This window comes from Micromonospora sp. NPDC050795, from assembly GCF_044456785.1.
Taxonomy (GTDB): domain Bacteria; phylum Actinomycetota; class Actinomycetes; order Mycobacteriales; family Micromonosporaceae; genus Micromonospora.
In genome coordinates, this window is the sequence record NZ_JBITGE010000006.1 from 19905 (window position 1) to 35601 (window position 15697).

At 70.1% G+C, this 15697-nt stretch carries 16 protein-coding genes; 5 read left to right on the plus strand and 11 right to left on the minus strand.

Annotation, left to right across the window (positions count from 1 at the left end):
• Positions 1-2: 2 nt before the first annotated feature.
• Genes ACIBEF_RS07170 through ACIBEF_RS07190 form a run of 5 tightly spaced genes read right to left on the minus strand, consistent with a single transcriptional unit; the run spans position 3 to position 4434 of the window.
• The gene (locus ACIBEF_RS07170) at positions 3-1547 is read right to left on the minus strand and encodes a CpaF family protein (protein WP_396791964.1); all 1545 of its coding nucleotides are present in this window, start codon (positions 1545-1547) and stop codon (positions 3-5) included.
• On the minus strand, positions 1537-2337 hold the full coding sequence (locus ACIBEF_RS07175) for a ParA family protein (RefSeq protein ID WP_396791965.1): 801 nt from the start codon (positions 2335-2337) through the stop codon (positions 1537-1539). Before ACIBEF_RS07175 ends, ACIBEF_RS07170 begins: the two co-directional genes overlap by 11 nt.
• A 2-nt stretch (positions 2338-2339) precedes the next feature.
• Positions 2340-2999 (minus strand): SAF domain-containing protein, encoded by a 660-nt coding sequence (locus ACIBEF_RS07180; protein WP_357235714.1) that lies wholly within the window; start codon positions 2997-2999, stop codon positions 2340-2342.
• On the minus strand, positions 2996-3931 hold the full coding sequence (locus ACIBEF_RS07185) for a hypothetical protein (RefSeq protein WP_396791967.1): 936 nt from the start codon (positions 3929-3931) through the stop codon (positions 2996-2998). Before ACIBEF_RS07185 ends, ACIBEF_RS07180 begins: the two co-directional genes overlap by 4 nt.
• Positions 3925-4434, minus strand: coding sequence for a hypothetical protein (locus ACIBEF_RS07190; RefSeq protein ID WP_396792228.1), 510 nt, complete (start codon positions 4432-4434; stop codon positions 3925-3927). Before ACIBEF_RS07190 ends, ACIBEF_RS07185 begins: the two co-directional genes overlap by 7 nt.
• An 850-nt stretch (positions 4435-5284) precedes the next feature.
• Between ACIBEF_RS07190 and ACIBEF_RS07195 the strand changes: the two genes are divergently transcribed.
• Positions 5285-5962, plus strand: coding sequence for a prepilin peptidase (locus ACIBEF_RS07195; protein ID WP_396792230.1), 678 nt, complete (start codon positions 5285-5287; stop codon positions 5960-5962).
• A 16-nt stretch (positions 5963-5978) separates the two neighbouring features.
• Here ACIBEF_RS07195 and ACIBEF_RS07200 read toward each other — a convergent pair whose 3' ends face one another.
• Positions 5979-6608, minus strand: a complete 630-nt coding sequence (locus ACIBEF_RS07200) for a phosphatase PAP2 family protein (protein ID WP_396791969.1) — start codon at positions 6606-6608, stop codon at positions 5979-5981.
• Positions 6609-6778: 170 nt separating this feature from the next.
• Here ACIBEF_RS07200 and ACIBEF_RS07205 point away from each other — a divergent pair, with 170 nt between their 5' ends.
• From ACIBEF_RS07205 to ACIBEF_RS07215, 3 genes are all read left to right on the plus strand, one after another.
• Positions 6779-6919, plus strand: a complete 141-nt coding sequence (locus tag ACIBEF_RS07205) for a hypothetical protein (RefSeq protein ID WP_396791971.1) — start codon at positions 6779-6781, stop codon at positions 6917-6919.
• Positions 6912-8375 (plus strand): hypothetical protein, encoded by a 1464-nt coding sequence (locus tag ACIBEF_RS07210; RefSeq protein WP_396791973.1) that lies wholly within the window; start codon positions 6912-6914, stop codon positions 8373-8375. Before ACIBEF_RS07205 ends, ACIBEF_RS07210 begins: the two co-directional genes overlap by 8 nt.
• Positions 8376-8611: 236 nt before the next feature.
• A complete protein-coding gene (locus ACIBEF_RS07215; protein ID WP_396791975.1) occupies positions 8612-9508 on the plus strand; it encodes a GNAT family N-acetyltransferase in 897 nt (298 codons plus the stop codon).
• A gap of 42 nt (positions 9509-9550) precedes the next feature.
• Here the strand turns inward: ACIBEF_RS07215 and ACIBEF_RS07220 are convergent, their stop codons facing one another.
• The 3 genes from ACIBEF_RS07220 to ACIBEF_RS07230 are packed head-to-tail and all read right to left on the minus strand — an operon-like array spanning position 9551 to position 11126.
• The gene (locus tag ACIBEF_RS07220; protein WP_396791977.1) at positions 9551-9934 is read right to left on the minus strand and encodes a hypothetical protein; all 384 of its coding nucleotides are present in this window, start codon (positions 9932-9934) and stop codon (positions 9551-9553) included.
• Positions 9931-10833 (minus strand): class I SAM-dependent methyltransferase, encoded by a 903-nt coding sequence (locus ACIBEF_RS07225; protein WP_396791979.1) that lies wholly within the window; start codon positions 10831-10833, stop codon positions 9931-9933. Before ACIBEF_RS07225 ends, ACIBEF_RS07220 begins: the two co-directional genes overlap by 4 nt.
• On the minus strand, positions 10833-11126 hold the full coding sequence (locus ACIBEF_RS07230) for a hypothetical protein (RefSeq protein ID WP_088950997.1): 294 nt from the start codon (positions 11124-11126) through the stop codon (positions 10833-10835). The genes ACIBEF_RS07225 and ACIBEF_RS07230 overlap by 1 nt, the downstream gene beginning before the upstream one ends.
• Before the next feature lie 56 nt (positions 11127-11182).
• Here ACIBEF_RS07230 and ACIBEF_RS07235 point away from each other — a divergent pair, with 56 nt between their 5' ends.
• The gene (locus ACIBEF_RS07235) at positions 11183-11827 is read left to right on the plus strand and encodes a TetR/AcrR family transcriptional regulator (protein ID WP_396791981.1); all 645 of its coding nucleotides are present in this window, start codon (positions 11183-11185) and stop codon (positions 11825-11827) included.
• 177 nt (positions 11828-12004) lie between these two features.
• Here the strand turns inward: ACIBEF_RS07235 and ACIBEF_RS07240 are convergent, their stop codons facing one another.
• The gene (locus ACIBEF_RS07240) at positions 12005-14041 is read right to left on the minus strand and encodes an ABC transporter permease subunit (protein WP_396791983.1); all 2037 of its coding nucleotides are present in this window, start codon (positions 14039-14041) and stop codon (positions 12005-12007) included.
• Entirely contained in the window at positions 14038-15468 is a 1431-nt protein-coding gene (locus ACIBEF_RS07245; protein WP_396791985.1) for an extracellular solute-binding protein, read from the minus strand. The genes ACIBEF_RS07240 and ACIBEF_RS07245 overlap by 4 nt, the downstream gene beginning before the upstream one ends.
• Positions 15469-15697 lie beyond the last annotated feature (229 nt).

A 15697-nucleotide genomic window follows, 5' to 3' on the forward strand; every position in this document is an offset into this window, starting at 1 on the left:
GGTCACCGCCGGGCCAGTCGGGTCTGCCGAGGCCGCCGCCAGGCACCAGCACCGGCCTCGACCCACCGGGTCAGGAGCCGCGCGTCGTAACCCACCCGTAGCAACTGGTCGCGGACCCGCTCCGGCAGGTGCCGGGGGACCGCGCGACCGTCCGGGCCGGGCCCGAAGACGGTGGTGGTGGTGATCCGACCGGCTTCGCCGGCCCCGATCACCTCCTCGACATGCGAGACGAACCGGTGCTTCCGCCCGCCGATCGCGGTCTCGTCCTCGACGGTGACGTAGACGATCAGGTCGAGCGCGTTACCGGCCATCCGCCGGGCCTGGTCGACTGTCATCTCGCGCCCGTGCGCCAGGGCCAGCTCGACGATCCGTTCACCCACACCGGCGGCGGTACGGGCGTGGATGGTGCACATCGACCCCCGGCTGGTGGTCATCGCCTGGAGCATCGGCACGATCTCGCGGGACCGCACCTCACCCACGATGATCCGTAGGACGCCCATCCGCAGGGACAACGGGATCAGGTCGGCGATGGTCACCTCACCGGCCGGGCGGCCGTCGAAGCCGCGCTCACCGTGCCCCTCCCGGGCCTCGAAGCTCATCACCGCCCGGTGCCGCTCCCGGCGGCGGGCCGGGAGCAGCTCCCGACTCTCCTCCAGCAGCACGTACGGCTCATCCTGCGGGATCTCGTTCATCAGCGCGCGGATGACAGTGGTCTTCCCGGCGCCAGCCAACCCGGCGACCATGATGTTCAGACCGGCGCGCATCGCGGCGCGGAGGAAGTCACGCAGCAGCGGATCGATCATCTCGTCCAGGTCACCTCGGGCACCCGCGAGGTCGTCGAGGCTCACGTCCAGGGTGTTGTGCTTGCGGATCACCGCGTACGGGCGGTGGCTGACCAGGAACACAGCGGCCAGCCGGCTGCCGTCGGGCAGTTGCAGGTCGAGGGTGGGCTTCACTGTGGAGAGGGACCGCTCGGTCGCGCCCGCCCGGCGGGCCGCCGCCTGGAGGATTTCCACCAGCTCGGCGTCGCTGTCGGCGATCGGCTCGGCCCAGTCCACCCCACCGCCGTGCCGGGTGATGCGTACCTGATCGCAGCCGAGGATGTGCACCTCCTCGATGGTGTCGTCGACGAGCAGCGTCTGTAGCCGGCCGAGCCCGACCAGCTCGGCGGTCACCTGGTCGAGCAGCATGCGTTCGTCGCCGGCGGCCATCGGCGTGCCGGACCGGCGCACCGAGTCCGCGTACGCGGCGACCACTGTGACGGCGAGCCGGGCCCGCTCGGTGTCCTCCTCGTCGACAGTGAACTCCCGGCCGCGCTGCCATACGGTGAGCCGTTCGGTGAGTTCCCGGCGCAGCTCCCGGACCACCTGGAAGTCCATCCGGGCCCGAGGTGGCGACTCGGGCGGCGGGCTGGTCGCTGGCGTTGCCGGCGGCGGCTGCGGCCCGGACTGGTGGTGCCGGCCGTTCGGCAGGGCCAGGGGCGGCGCGGTGGAGGTCACTGCCGGTGGCTGCTGGCGCGGATCGGTGGAGACCGGCTCAAACCGCATCCGGCACCCCCTGCTGCACGGGCCACGCCAACCGGGCCCGTCGCCGCTCGAGGAGCGACCCGATCGGGACCTCCAGCGCCGCCGCTGCGCGCATCAGCGGCCGACCGGCCCGCACGGTCCCGCCCAGGGCGAGCACCCCGGCGGTACGCGCATCGTGCGGCAGCCGTGCGATGACGGGCAGTTTCAGGGCGCGGCTGATCTCGGCCCGCCCGTGCCCGTCGCCGACCAGCAGCAGCCGCAGGGTGCCCGGGGGCACCCGGTGCTCGGCGAAGTCCCGTTCGATCGCGGTGACCACCGCGCGGGTGCCGGATAGGTCCGGCAGGTTCGCCCGGGTCACCAGCAGCACCACCGAGGCGGCCCGCAGCAGCGGCCACGGAGGTCCGGTCACGTGCAGCCGACCACAGTCGACGAGGACGTCGTAGCCGGGGGTGCCACGGTCGAGGGCGTCGAAGTAGTCGGCGAAGCGCTGCCAGAGCGGGGTGACGCTGCCGCTCTGGGCCGGGTCGACGAGGCCGGGCAGCAGCAGTCGTTCCCGGCGTGGGGCGTCCAGGTCGACCAACTGGGACCAGAACGCGGTCTCCAGGTTGCCGTCGCGCAACTCGCCGACGGCCAGCTCTCCGATGCCGCGTGGGCCGTCCAGTTGGCCGCCGAGGTATCCGGCGAGGATCGAGCCGCCGGCCGGGTCGCATTCGGCGACCACCAGCCGCCGGTGCCAGGCGAGCGCGCAGGCCAGCGCCGAGGTGGTGACGCCGGGCGATCCCTTCGCGGACACCAGCGCGATGATCGCCATGCTCAGGCCGCCTCGGTCAGTACGACGGCGAGCCGTTCCTGTGCGGCGAGCGCCACCACCGCGGGCACATCACGGGTCAGTAGCGCCAGGTACAGGACCCTGTCGTCGTTGGCCGGGCTGACCATGTCGATGACGGTGGCCGCGAACCGGGTGCCGGCGGCGGCCGTGTCTTCGTCGGCATCGTTGTCGGGGGTGCTGACCAGCAGGACCTTGTCGCCGGGGTGCAGTTCACGGGCCGGCACCTGGGCGGTCTTCAGGCCGAGCGCGATCTGTTGCTGCCCGGGGCCGAGCAGCGGGTCGTCGGTGACCTGTCCCAGGGTGAGCAGCGTGCCCGGAAGCAGCGCTACCGCGGCCCGTTTGCCGACCACCTCGTCGAGCCGTGCGGCGGGCACCGGACGCAACCCCTGGCCGCCGGCGACCTGCACGGTGACCAGGTCGGCCGCGCTGATCTCCCGGCCCACCTCGACCGGTCGCGCCACCGCCAGGTAGCTGCCGGTGGCCCGTACGGAGGTGACCGCGAAGGCCGCGCCGAGCCCGCCCAGCGCGATCAGGAGGACGGCGAGACCGAGCAGCCCGGGACGGACCCGGCGCTGGCGGACCACTGTGGGCGGGTTGACGGGCGCGTCCACCGACGGGGTCCCGTTGCGCGTTGCGAGGCTCATCTGGTGACCACCTGGAGTTCGTTGATCTGGATCTGCACGATGCCGCTTCTCCGGGTCTGCGGGATCACCCGCCTTGTGGCGTCGCTGTTGGTCCACCAGCTCACCGTCCAGTGCGTGGTGGCGGTGACGTCGTAGGTGTCTGCCTTCGGGTAGCCCTTGTCGTAGCCGCAGTCCGGGGAGGTGGAACCCGCCCGCGTGCCCGTGGCCTTGTACTCGGTGCCGGCGCTGTGACAGGTGACCGTCCTGCCGTTGCCCATGTCCCAGACGATCCGGTCGACCTTCGCCTCGATGTAGACGGTCAGACCACGGTCGGACTCGTCGGCGTAGAGCGGGCCGAAGTAGTTCTTCCCCGGGGTTGCCCACATCCAGACGGGCAGGCCGACCAGGCCGGGGCCAATGCTCTTTCGGGGTGCCACCTTCAGCCGGGCCGGCAGCAGACTGATCGACGCCAGGGCGCGACGGGCCAGCTCCTCCGGGTCCGGCGGGGCACCGAAGCCGGCCGGCGGGTCGGCCAGCGAGACCACAGCCTGGGCACCCAGGTCGCCGCCGTTGCAGGTCTGCAGGTACCACTGCTCACCCTCGGGGGGTTCGACCGGCCCCTCGGTCAGCTTGTAGTAGCACCCGTCGCCGCTGTTGAACCAGCCCAGGTCCTCGTCGTAGCAGGGGATGGTCCGCCCGTTCCACTGGCAGACGCCGCTCCCGCCGCCGCCCCCGTCGTCCCCGCCCCCACCGTTGTCCCCGCCGCCGCCGGGATCACCGGGGTTGCCGGGCTCGTCGTCCCAGACGCTGCAGTCGGGTTGGTCGGGCGGGCAGCCGGCTCCAGGGTCGGCCCGTAGGACGGCGGTGGCCGGCGGGGCCGCACTCACCACCAGCAGGAGCGTGAGGCCGATCGCGGCGAGCACGCGTCGGGTTGTCACGGCCCGGCTCAGCACGGCTGGTCCCGGTGCGTCGCGCCGTAGTTGATCAGCCAGCGACCGTTCGGATATCGGGTCGCGGTGGCGGTGGAGAGGTGTCTGCCACCACCGCTGCCCGGCACAGCGCGCTTGTCCTTGGCGTAGACCAGCCGGTAGCCGGTCGTGTCCAGGCAGTCCTGGATCTCCACCGTGGCCGGCTTCGCGTCCAGGCTGACGGCGGTCACGGTCGGGTCGGACTTGAACGTCCCGGTACGCATAGCGCCGTGCTCCTTGGCCTCACGAATGGACACCCGAACCCGAGTCAAAAGTGGATCACCGAGAAAACGGGACAGTTCCGGCGAACGCGGATCACTGCGCAGGCCGGCCGTACGCGAGGCCGCGAGATAACCGGAGTACGCGTCAAGTGCCGCCTTTTCGGCAGCGCGTCGTTCGACGTCGGAATCGGTACGGGGTCCGTTGTCGCGAACTTCCGTCGGCCGTTCGGCCGCTTCCCGTCCGCTGGCGCAGGCGGTGACCGGCATCGCCGCCACGCCCACCAGCAGGCAGATTGCCGCTCTTCTGAGCTGCCTTCCGCGCACCGTCGAGCCTCCTCGTGGTCGCCCGGGGTGGTGAGGGTTCACCGCCGCCGGGCATACGGAAGCGCGCCCGGATCACATCCGGAGCGTTCATTGCGCTTCTGCATTCACCGTTACGGATCTTCTAAAAATCGGGGGTCCTGTGTCGTCCGATGGTGAAGGTGAGGCTTGCGTCACACCCAAGGGGCGAGCATAGGCTGACGCTCGCCGATGCAACAGAGGCAATTCAAGCGAACACTCAGCGTGATGACAGGTGGTGATGGCAGGTGTCCACACTGCTCCCCGGGCAATGGGTGAGCGAACTGTCGTTATTGATGGAGCGTCGCCGGGCCGGACGGGTTCACCACAGTCGCGTCACCGGTCGCGGGAGTGGGACATCGCGGTCTCATCCCGGCATTCGAGCGACGTCGGCACCCCGTCGGCGGGCTGCCTCGTCCAGCGGCACGCCTGACGCGGAACTGGTCGAAAGCGCCCGTGCTGGCTCGGGTCGGCAGGTCGCTTTCTGCGCCATCCGCTACACCGCAGCGAGCGTGCAATCACGATCCGTGTTCGCCGTCGCAGGGGAGCAGTCAGCCGAAATGGAGGAGACATGGCGCTGACCGGCCCCTCGGCGGCCACCCCCGGTCGGGAAGACCGACCCGATCGGAGTCCGGCCCCCCGGCCGTCCGGTGCCACGACGGAACCCGCAGGCCCGGCGACGCCCGCTCCGCCGCGCGAACGACCGGGCGACCCCGCCTCGGCGGTGGCACGGACCCGGGTCTCGACAGTGTTCGCGATCCTCGCGATCAGTCCGCTGATGCGGTTGGCCGCGCTGCGTCACGCCGTACCCCCGGGTCTGCCCAGCCGGAGTGGCTGCGACGCCTGCGGCGCGCCGGTCGGCCTGACCCACCCCTGGCCGGCGCTGGGCCCGGCGGCCCGGTGCGGTCAGTGCCGCGCCCGGGTCGGCCCACCGCCGGCCACCGTCGAGTTGGCACTGCTCGCGGCGGCGGTGCTGCTGGCGATCGCCGGTCCGCCGGGCGGGGCGCTGCCGGCGCTGATCTGGTGGCTGGGCTGGACCATCCCGGCGATCCTCGTGGACCTGGCCGTGCACCGGTTGCCGGACCGGCTCACACTGCCCGCGGCGGCCGGGACCTGGCTGCTGCTCGGCGTGGCCGCGCTCGACGCCGACCCGGGGCACTGGCTGCGAGCCGTCATCGGCGGCGCCGGGCTGGCGCTCTTCTTCGCTAGCACGGCGGTGCTGCTCGGCCGCCGCGGCTTCGGGCTGGGCGACGCCAAGCTGGCGCTCAGCGTCGGCGCGCTGCTCGGCTGGTACGGCTGGCCGGTGCTGCTGTTCGGACTGGTGCTCACCTTCGGGCTCTCCGCAGTGGTGAGTCTGGTCCTGCTGGCCACCCGCCGCGCCAACTGGAGCACCCACCTGCCGTTCGGCCCGTTTCTGCTGCTCGGCACGACGGCCGCCCTCCTGCTGGCGACCTGACCCGCCTCGCGGCTGGTCAGGGGCGGGTTCGGCTGGCCAGCTTGGGGGCCGGGCTGCCGGAACGGTTGGCCCGGCGGCGGAGCACCTCGCTGGTCGGGCGGGCCAGCAACGGGGTGAGCACCACGGCGACCAGGGCGCCGAACAGCACACCCGCGATCACGTCGTGCGGGTAGTGCACGCCCACGAAGACCCGCGAGAAGGCGCCGAGCGCGGCCAGAGGCAGCGCGACCAGGCCGAGTCGGCGGGAGAGCAGCAACGTGGTGACCGCCAACGCGCCGGCGATGGTGGCGTGGTTGCTGGGGAACGACCAGTCGCCCGGCGGTGGGCAGACCCCCGCGATGATCTCCCGACCGATCGTCCGGCAGGGGCGATCCTCGTCCACCACGGTCTTGAGGAACTCACTGCCCACGTACGCCAGGACCGCCGGCACGGGCGCGATCAGGGCGAGTGCCCGGTCGTGCGGGCCGCCGGACCGGCGGCTCAGCGCGGCCATCACCAGCAGTGCGCCGAGTAGCAGGATCACCCCCTCGGTGGCGTGCCCGACGAACCACTGCACCGGCTCTGGGCTGCCGGCGGCGGCGTCGACGACGTCGCTGTACCACTCGGCGCTGATGTCCGGAACGTCAATGCTGCCGTTGTCGACCATGCATCACCTCACTTCACGTTCATACCCTGTTCACCTTGGGCACACCCTAGGAACGCCTGAGAGGGCATCGCTGCTGTCGAAGGCCGGGTGGTCTGTCCGACCTTCGTCCAGGTTCCGCACAGCCGGCTCTGGTTGGCTGTCGCAGAACGTCGACATCGACAGGAGACCTCGTGCAGACCGGTTCGGCCACCGATCAACCGCAGTCCACCGCCCCTACGGCCGACGACGAGACCTGGCAGATCCGGCGCACGGAGGCCGACATGGACCGGCTCGGCGAGACCGAGTCGATCTTCGCGTTGGGCAATGGGTGACGCCACGTCGCCATGGACGCGGACGTGCTACTTCACCGTCGACACCACGGCACCCAGCACGCCCACCGTGACCTCGCCGGAGTATCCCAACGCCGACCAGCCGACCGGTGACGTCGGCCTCGCTGGGAAGTTCACCTTCAGCGCCAACGACGATGACGTGGTCGCCTTCCGGTGGGGCCGGTACTGGCCGGACAAGGACGTCAAGGCCGACCGTCCGGGCGGGACGGCGACGATCACCCTGCGGCCGGAGGATGCGGGCCAGCAGTACCTGACGGTGCAGAGCGTCGACCGTGCGGGTAACACCTCCGACGTCAATTACTACAACTACTGGGTGCGGGACACCCGGCCCACTGTCGAGTCCTGGTTCTACACGCCCGGGGGTCCCGCCGGCGGAATCGGGGTGCCCGGTGAGTTCTGGTTCACCAGCAGTCAGGAGGGCGCGACCCGGTTCGTCTACCAGGTCAACGAGGGAGAAAACCAGACCGCTCCGGTCGCCGCGGAAGGGCCGACCACGGTGAGCATCACGCCCAGCGTGGGTGGGCTGAACACGCTACGGGTGCGTACCCGCGACGCGACTGGCGCGCTCAGTGCGTGGCGTGCCTACACCTTCACCGTCGACACCGCACCCAAGGTGCAGTTCGACGGGGATCTGATGATGGGGAAGGTCAGCACCGTCTCGCTGAGCCCGGGCATGCCCGACGTGATCGAGTACGAGTACTGGTTCAACGACGAGCCGGAGAAGACGACAGTGCGCGCGGCGTCCGACGGAACGGCGAGCTTCACCTGGGTGCCCTCGATGGCGATGTGGCCACTGGAACTCAAGGTACGCAGCCGTACTGCGGGCGGTGTCCTGTCGGCCGTCGCGGAGCCGTACGCCCGACCCGATGAGGTGAGCCCGGAGGTCACCGGCCCCGAGCAGGGCAAGCCGGGGCAGCCGATGACCTTCACCTTCACCTCCCGCATGCCAGGCGTGACGGAGTACGTCTGGTCGCTGTCTCCAGACGATGAGAAGCATGTCCTGCAGGCCGGGCCGGACGGAGTCGGTCGGCTCACCTGGACCCCGACCGAGGACGGCAGCTACTACCTCGGGGTGCAGGCCCGCAACGCCACTGGCGCGCTCTCCGGCGGTTCGGGAACCAGCTTCTACGTCTCAAGCGCGCCGCAGGTGAGTTCCACTGTTTACCCCGCGTGGAGGACCAGTGGCGGTGTCGGCGTGGAGGGCACCTTCGACGTTCAGCCACAGATGCCGAACGTCACCGAGTACGTCTACCAGTTCCAGGTGAATTTCCGGAGCGGACCGGAGACCACTGTCGCCGCCGGGGCGGATGGAAAGATCTCTCTCAGCTACACACCGACCCAATCCGGCTACCACACTCTGAAGATCCGCAGCCGGAGCGCCGACGGCACCCTGTCGGGCTGGAACGAGCACACCTTCATCGTCGACTGGGACAACTGACCAGGTCCGCTGCGTGCCGCTGGCCTACGGCGGCACGCAGCGGTGGTTCCCAAGCGTGAAGGAGGGATTGCCCGCCATCGCCGTGTCGGTGGGTGAAGGGCCGCCCGCCGGTCAACGCCCCCGGCCCGGCCACCGGTAACCGGAGCAGAGCAGCAGCCGGCGCGGGCGGGTGACCGAGCACGGCGTCCTCGGCCGGCAGTAGAAGTGCAGTCCTATGCCTGACTAAAGTCAGCCATATGGACTCGGCTCTCGTCGCCGCCGTGCGGCGCTTCAACCGGACGGTCACCCAACGGGTGGGCGCGCTCGACGACGAGTACATGGCCCAGGGGCGCCCTCTCGGGCAGGCTCGGCTGCTCTGGGAGATCGGCCCCGCCGGTGCCGAGGTCGCCGCGCTACGGGCCCGGCTCGGCCTGGACTCCGGATATCTCAGTCGACTCCTGCGCATCCTCGAGAACGACGGCCTCGTCACCGTCGGACCGGTCGACCAGACCGGCGGCGACGGCCGGGTCCGCGTCGCCACGCTCACCGAGGCCGGCCGAACCCAGTGGACCGACCTCGACCAGCGGTCGGACAATCTCGCCGCCTCGATCCTCGAACCGCTCAGCGAACACCGCCGCGAACGGCTCGTCACCGCCATGGCCGAGGTCGAACGGCTGCTCATGGGCTCGATGGTCGTCATCGAGCCGTGCCCACCGAGCGACCCGCGAGCCCGTGCGTGCCTGCGGGCCTACGTCCGCGACATCGCACGGCGATTCGACGGCGGGTTCGACCCCGCACTGAGCAAACCACTCCCCGACGAAGCGCTCGTCCCGCCCAACGGGGTGCTCCTGCTCGCCACCCTCAACAGCGAACCGATCGGCTGCGGGGCCGTCAAACTCCACCCCGACGCGCCCGCCGAGGTCAAACGGGTGTGGGCGTCCGACACCGTACGCGGGCTCGGCGTCGGGCGGCGGCTGCTGGGTGAGCTGGAGCGGTACGCCGCCGAGCGCGGAGCCTCAGCGGTCCGGCTGGACACCAACCGCGCCCTCACCGAGGCGATCGCCCTCTACCGGGCGACCGGCTACCGGGAGATCGAGGCGTACAACACCGAGCACTACGCCCACCACTGGTTCGAGAAGCAGCTGGGGCACTGACGGCCGCAACCGTCCGGTGATCGGGCGTCGCGTTCGCGGCGGCTACAGCCGCTCGAAGCTCTCCATGCCGGCGAGTTTCAGCACCTCGGTCCGAGTCGCCGGGCATTCCTTGCGGGTCTGGTCGTCGATGTCACGGCCGTTGGGTACAGGGCCCTGCTTCTCGTACCAGGAATAGAGGTTCACTGTGAGGTTGGCCATCGCGCCCGTCTCGGACCCGATCCCCTTGAGTGTCGGCACCTGGTCGTCCAGGTAGGCGCACACGTCCTTCGCCGACACCGGGGAACCGTCGGCCGGAGCGGATCGGGCCGCGCTGGTCGATCGTGTCGTGTCTGGTGCCGCAGCGGGCTCGGGCGCGTCGGCCTCGGTGCACGCCGCCAGGGCGAGCACGAGGCAGAGGGCCGGTGCGAGCGGTCTGAACGTACTCATGGGATCTTGTCCTCACAGGGTTCGTGGTGGGTTGGGGTTCCGGCGGCGTTCGCGGTGACGAGCCAGAGGCCGGTGGGCAGCCGGTAGCCGACGCCAGGCTCACGGAACCGGCCGAGCAGCCGGGCGACCCCCGCCCGGGCCGAAGCCTGACCAGCCGGCGGAGCCGTCCGGTACGCGGCACCGGCCGGGCCGACCTCGATGAGCCATTCGGCCACCGCGTCCGCGTCGTCAGGAGTTTCCAGGGCGACATCGCACGGTGTGATCGTGATGGCGGTGAAGCCGGCGGTGGTGAGGATCCGGGTGAGCCGCGCCGGGTCGGCGAACGCGAACGGGCCGGGCTCGTCCCCGACCGGGAGTGGTGGTAACGGTCCGAGATGCGGTGCGGCGCCGAGTATGGCCGAGGACAGCCACGGGTTGACGCCGCTGTCGCGGAAGACGGTCGCGGCGAGGCGCCCTCCCGGGCGCAGTGATCGCCGGATCGTGCGGCAGCCGGCGACCGGATCCGCCAACAGCATCAGGGTCATTCGTGAGAACGCCGCGTTGAACGGAGCACCAGGCACGACATCGAGAGTGTCGATGTCGGCCACGTGAAATTGGATGCCTGGGTAACCGTCGGTGGGAAATCGGCGTCGAGCGGCGGTCACCATCGCCTCGTCGATGTCGACACCGATCGCCGCGCCGGTCTCGCCGACTGCGGCGGCGATCTCGGCCGTGGTGCCGCCGCAGCCGCAGCCCACATCGAGGATTCGCTCGGCGGGTCGTGCGGCCAGTCGATCCATGGCAGCCGCGCCCAGCGGCCGACCGGTCTCGTCCTGCCGATCGGCGTGGCGAATCCAGCCAGCTGCCGCGCCCGCCCAGAAAGCGGCGCCGCGAGCCCGCAGGCTGGCGGTGTCGGCCATCAGAACGGCATCTCGGTGCCGTCGACGCTCATCGAGCGGAAGTGAGCCGCCTTCGTCGGGTCGAAGCCGTCCTCCTGTGCCGCCAAGCCAGCAGCCCGGACCAGCCGTTCGGACTGGAACCGGCGGAATGCCGCCTCGTCCTGCCAGATGTTGATGATCCGCCAGCCGTCCTCCGTCGGCCCGGCGACATGCGCGAGAAGCCCCGGCGGTCGGTCTGGTCCGAGGTGTCGTTCCACCTGCCGGTACTCCGCCTCGCTGACGCCGGGCATCTCCTGCAACACACCGAACGGCATGGCCGCCACCTCTCGATAGAGTGAGACTCTATCCAATAGAGCACTACAGTTGGGAGGTGGTTGTCAAGAGACGTTATGAGTCTTCCCGCCGACAGGAGCAGGCCCGACAGACTCGGCGAGCGATCCTCGAAGCGGCCGGCCGACTGTTCGTCGACCCGGGCTACGCGGCCACACCGCTGACCGCTGTCGCAGTGGAAGCCGGCGTCGCCGTCCAGACCCTGTACGCGGTGTTCGGCAGCAAGCGGCAACTGCTCTCCCAGTTGGTCGACGTCACCCTGGCCGGCGACGACGAACCGGTGGCCCTGCCGGACCGGCCCTTCGTCGCCGAGATCCGCGCCCTCGCCGACCCTCGGGCCAAGCTCGTCCGCTACGCCCGTCACCTGGCCGAGGTCAACGCCCGGCAGGCCCAGGTGATGCTCGCACTGGCCGGCGCGGCCACGGCCGATCCGGACGCCGCCGAGATCTGGCGCAAGAACGTCGACGACCGCCGCCGCGGCATGGCCATGTTCGCCGCCGAACTCGTCGGCACGGGAGGCGTACGCCCCGACCTGAGCGTCGACGCGGTGGCCGACATCCTCTGGGTGGCCCAGGACGTCCGCAACTTCGACTGGCTCGTCCGGCAACGCGGATGGGCGATCGAGCAGTACCAGCGGTGGTATGTGGACACGGTCAGCGGCGCGATCATCGTCGGCACCGAATAGCGGGCCTCCTCGCCGAGGGCACCCGAACCCTGGCCGCCGAGGACGTCCCCCGTATCCGCGCGGCCACCGACCTGGGCAACGTACCCATGGCGAATGCCTTCGCCCGCGCCGGCTACGTCAACTTCGAGCGGGCCGTCAACATGGCCTGGTAGCGCGAGCCGTCGGCTGCCCGTCGGCTCACCCCTTCACCGCGCCCGCGGTGAGCCCCTCGGTCAGGAAGCGCTGCCCCAGGGCGTACATGATCACCACGGGGATGCTGACCAGCAGCGACGCCGCGGCGAGTTGTCCCTGCGGCACGACGTCTCCGGCGATCATGGATTGCATCCCCACCGGGAGGGTCTTGTACTCGTCCTTCGTGATGAACACGAAGGCGAAGAGGAACTCGTTCCAGGCGTTGGTCAGGGTGAAGAGCGCGACCGCCAGCAGCCCTGGCTTGGCCAGCGGCAGCACCACCCGGCCGAACGCCTGGATGCGGCTGCACCCGTCGACCAGGGCGGCCTCCTCCAACTCGATCGGGATCGACGAGAAGTAGCCCACCAGCAGCCAGGTGGCGAACGGCAGCGTGAAGGTCGGGTACGTCACCACCAGGGACCACAACGAGTCGGTGAGTCGTGCGCCGATGAGCATCTGGTACAGCGGGATGAACAGCAGCGCGCCCGGCATCACGTAGGTGAGCAGCACCGTGACGGTGAAGCCCTGCGCCCCGCGGAACCGCAGCCGGGCCAGCGCGTAGCCCGCCAGAGCGGCGCAGACCAGTGCCACAGCGGTCGACGCCGCGGACACCAGCAGGGTGTTGAGATACCAGCGGCCGAACGGTTGGTTGTCGAACAGGGCGCCGAACTGCTCAAGCGTCCACGGCGTCGGCCACAGGTCGTCGGTACGCATGACGACCTGGCCCTCGGACTTGAAGGCCGTGACGAAGATCCAGTACAGCGGGCCCAGTACGAAGAAGAGCAGGCCAGCCAGCGCGGCCCAGGAACCCAGGCCCGACACAACTGTCGACGAACGGCGACCACCTCGGGACTGGAGGGTCGAGACCACCCGGCCGACCCCCGCCGCGATCAGCAGGATCACACCGAGGACCACCGCCGCCTTCCAGAAGATCTGCGGTGACGCCCAGAGCAGCAGACCGGTGACCAGCGCGGTGACGACCCACGGCAGTGCCCGCCGCGCCGTCCCGGCCCAGCGCTGTGCCCCGATCCGCAGCGCTGTGCGGCGTTGCCGGGGCAGTTTGATGGTGGTGTCCTGGCGCAACAACCGGACCAGGACGAACACCAGCCCGCCGATGATCGGCAGCATGACGAGCGTGACCGCCGCGCCCGCGCCGTACTGCAGCTGCAGGATGGCCTTCGAGTAGGCGATGAGCACGTACGGCGCTGTCACGTCGCCCGGGCCGCCCTGCGTCAGCAACCAGACGAGGTCGAAGTTGTTGAACGTCCAGATCGACGACAGCGTCACCGTCACGGTGATCACGTGGCGCAGTCCGGGCAGCGTCACGCTTCTGAACCGCTGCCACGACGAGGCGCCGTCGATCGTCGCCGCCTCGTAGAGGTCCGCCGGGATGGCCTTCAACCCCGCGAGGAAACACACGGTGAAGAACGGCACCCCCTTCCAGACGTTGACGAGGATCACCGACGGCATGGCCAGCGACGGGTCGGACAGCCAGCCCGCGGGCCAGCTGTCGACAAGGTGCGCGCTGGCCAGCAGCGGCCCGATCCCGGTGGCGGTGAGCAGCGTGTTGACGCTGCCGAAGATCGGGTCGAGCAGCGCGCGCCAGCTGAACGCCGTCACCACCGTCGGCACCACCCACGGCACCAGGAGCAGCCCGGCCAGCACGGCCCGCCCACGTCTGCGATGGTGCAGCAGCAGGGCTGCGGCCAATCCCAGCACGACCTTGAAAATCTCGGCGTACGCGGTGAATACGAACGAGTTCACCACGCCGGTGTGGAACTGGTCGTCGCCGACGAGCGCGAGGTAGTTGTCTAGGCCGACGAAGACGGTGTCCTGCCCGTGCCGTTCCGTGGTGCTGGTGATGATCGACCGGGCGATCGGCACGAGGACGAGCCCGCCGACCAGCACCGCCATCGGTGCCAGGAACAGGGCCGCGAGTCGCCAGTCGCGGCCCAGCCGCCGCTGGACAGCGGTGAGGGAGCCGGGCCCCGACGCCGAAGATCTCCTCGCCGCCGGGACCCGGGCAGGACGGACAGACCTCACTGTCGCAGCCCCTGCTGGTTGAAGATCTGGACCATCTTCGCGTGGGCGGCCGACACGGCCTGCGCCGGCGCGGTGCCCTGCACGACCTGCTGCATCATGTCGGTGAGGACGTAGGCCGACCCCACCGCCTGCTGGCCCGCGCTGGCCTTCTGCGGGAAGGTCAGGCCGTTCTTCGTGTTGAGCGGCAGCTTCAATTCAGTGATCTTGCGCAGCATGGGGAACGCCGGGTCGCCACTGGTGAAGAACGGGTCGGCGTCCCAGACCTTCTCCCAGGCGGGCATCACCAGGCCGGGCGCCTCCTTCGCCACCCCGAGCAGCGCGGGCGCGCTGACCAGGTACTGCGCCAGGAGCTTGGCGAGCGCCGGGTTCTTGGCACCCTTGAAGACGACGAAGCCCTGCGACTGGCCGAGCAGCAGCGGATTGTCGGTCGCCGGCCCGATGCAGTCGGAGAACACGTGGGTGTTGGCGTGCACCGGGTTCTTCTTGGTCCTGGAGTCCGCGTACACGCTGAACTGGTTGCGGGTGTAGCCGAGGATCCCGGCGAGCCAGTTCTCGTTGTTGCTGGTGTCGGTCCAGCTCGCGATCCCCGGTGGCAACATCGGCTTGTACTTCGGGTTGGTGTAGATGTCGCCGAGGAAGGTCACCGCCTGCACGGTTTCCGGGGAGTTGAAGGTGACCTTCCGGCCGTCGTTGGCGGCGATCGACCCGCCGTAGGCGTTGATCAGCGCCTCGATCATGCCGTTGCCGTCACCGGACCGGTTCACCGTCATGCCCCAGCCGAACCGGCGCTTGGCCGGGTCGGAGATCTCCAGGCACAGGTCCCGCAGCTCCTCCCAGCTGTAGATGTCCTTGGGGGTGATGCCCTTGTCCTGCATCCAGTCCTTGCGCAGGAACGACCCGATCCCGATGAAGTGGTACGGGATGGCGAACCACTTGCCGTCGAACACGCAGAAGTTCTTGGCCTCGGCGCAGGGCTCGCCGTACTTGGCGGTCAGCGCCGTGACGACGTCCGTCACGTCCTCCAGGTCGCCCAGCGCCTGGAACTGCGCGACGAACCGTGAGTCGGTCATGAACGCCAGGTCACGGGCCACCCCGCCCTTGACCTCGGCGTCGATCTTGGCCACCACGTCACCGGCGTCGGCCTGGACCAGACTGTTCTCGATCTTCGTGCCGGTGGTGTCGGCGAACTTCTTGATCGAGCTGTCGACGGCTTCGTTCGCCGCCGTCGAGTACAGCTTCTGCGACAGCATGCCCATCGAGGAGCCCTTCATCGCCGCCGCGGCGTCGATCAGCTCCTGCGGAACCTCCGGCTGGACCTTGCTGGGCGGATCGGATTCGCCACCGCACGCGGCCAGACCGGCCGCGCCGAGCACCCCAACCCCCATCCCCAGAAAGCCGCGCCGTGACCACCCCGTCTTGTCCTCCATGGACACTCGCCTCCTTCATCTCCCGCGCACGGCGGCACGCCGAAGGCACACTGGCGGACACCGCGACGGTTGTGTTCCAGTTGGTTTCTGCCGACGACCGCCGAGGGTCGCCCGTCGAGATCAGTGCGTCGGTGGGTCGCCACGGTGGTGAGCGGGCCCGCCCGTCACCGTGGGACGGCCACTGCCGCGCGCTTCGTCGAAGCCACCCGAGACATGTCGGGTGCCGCTC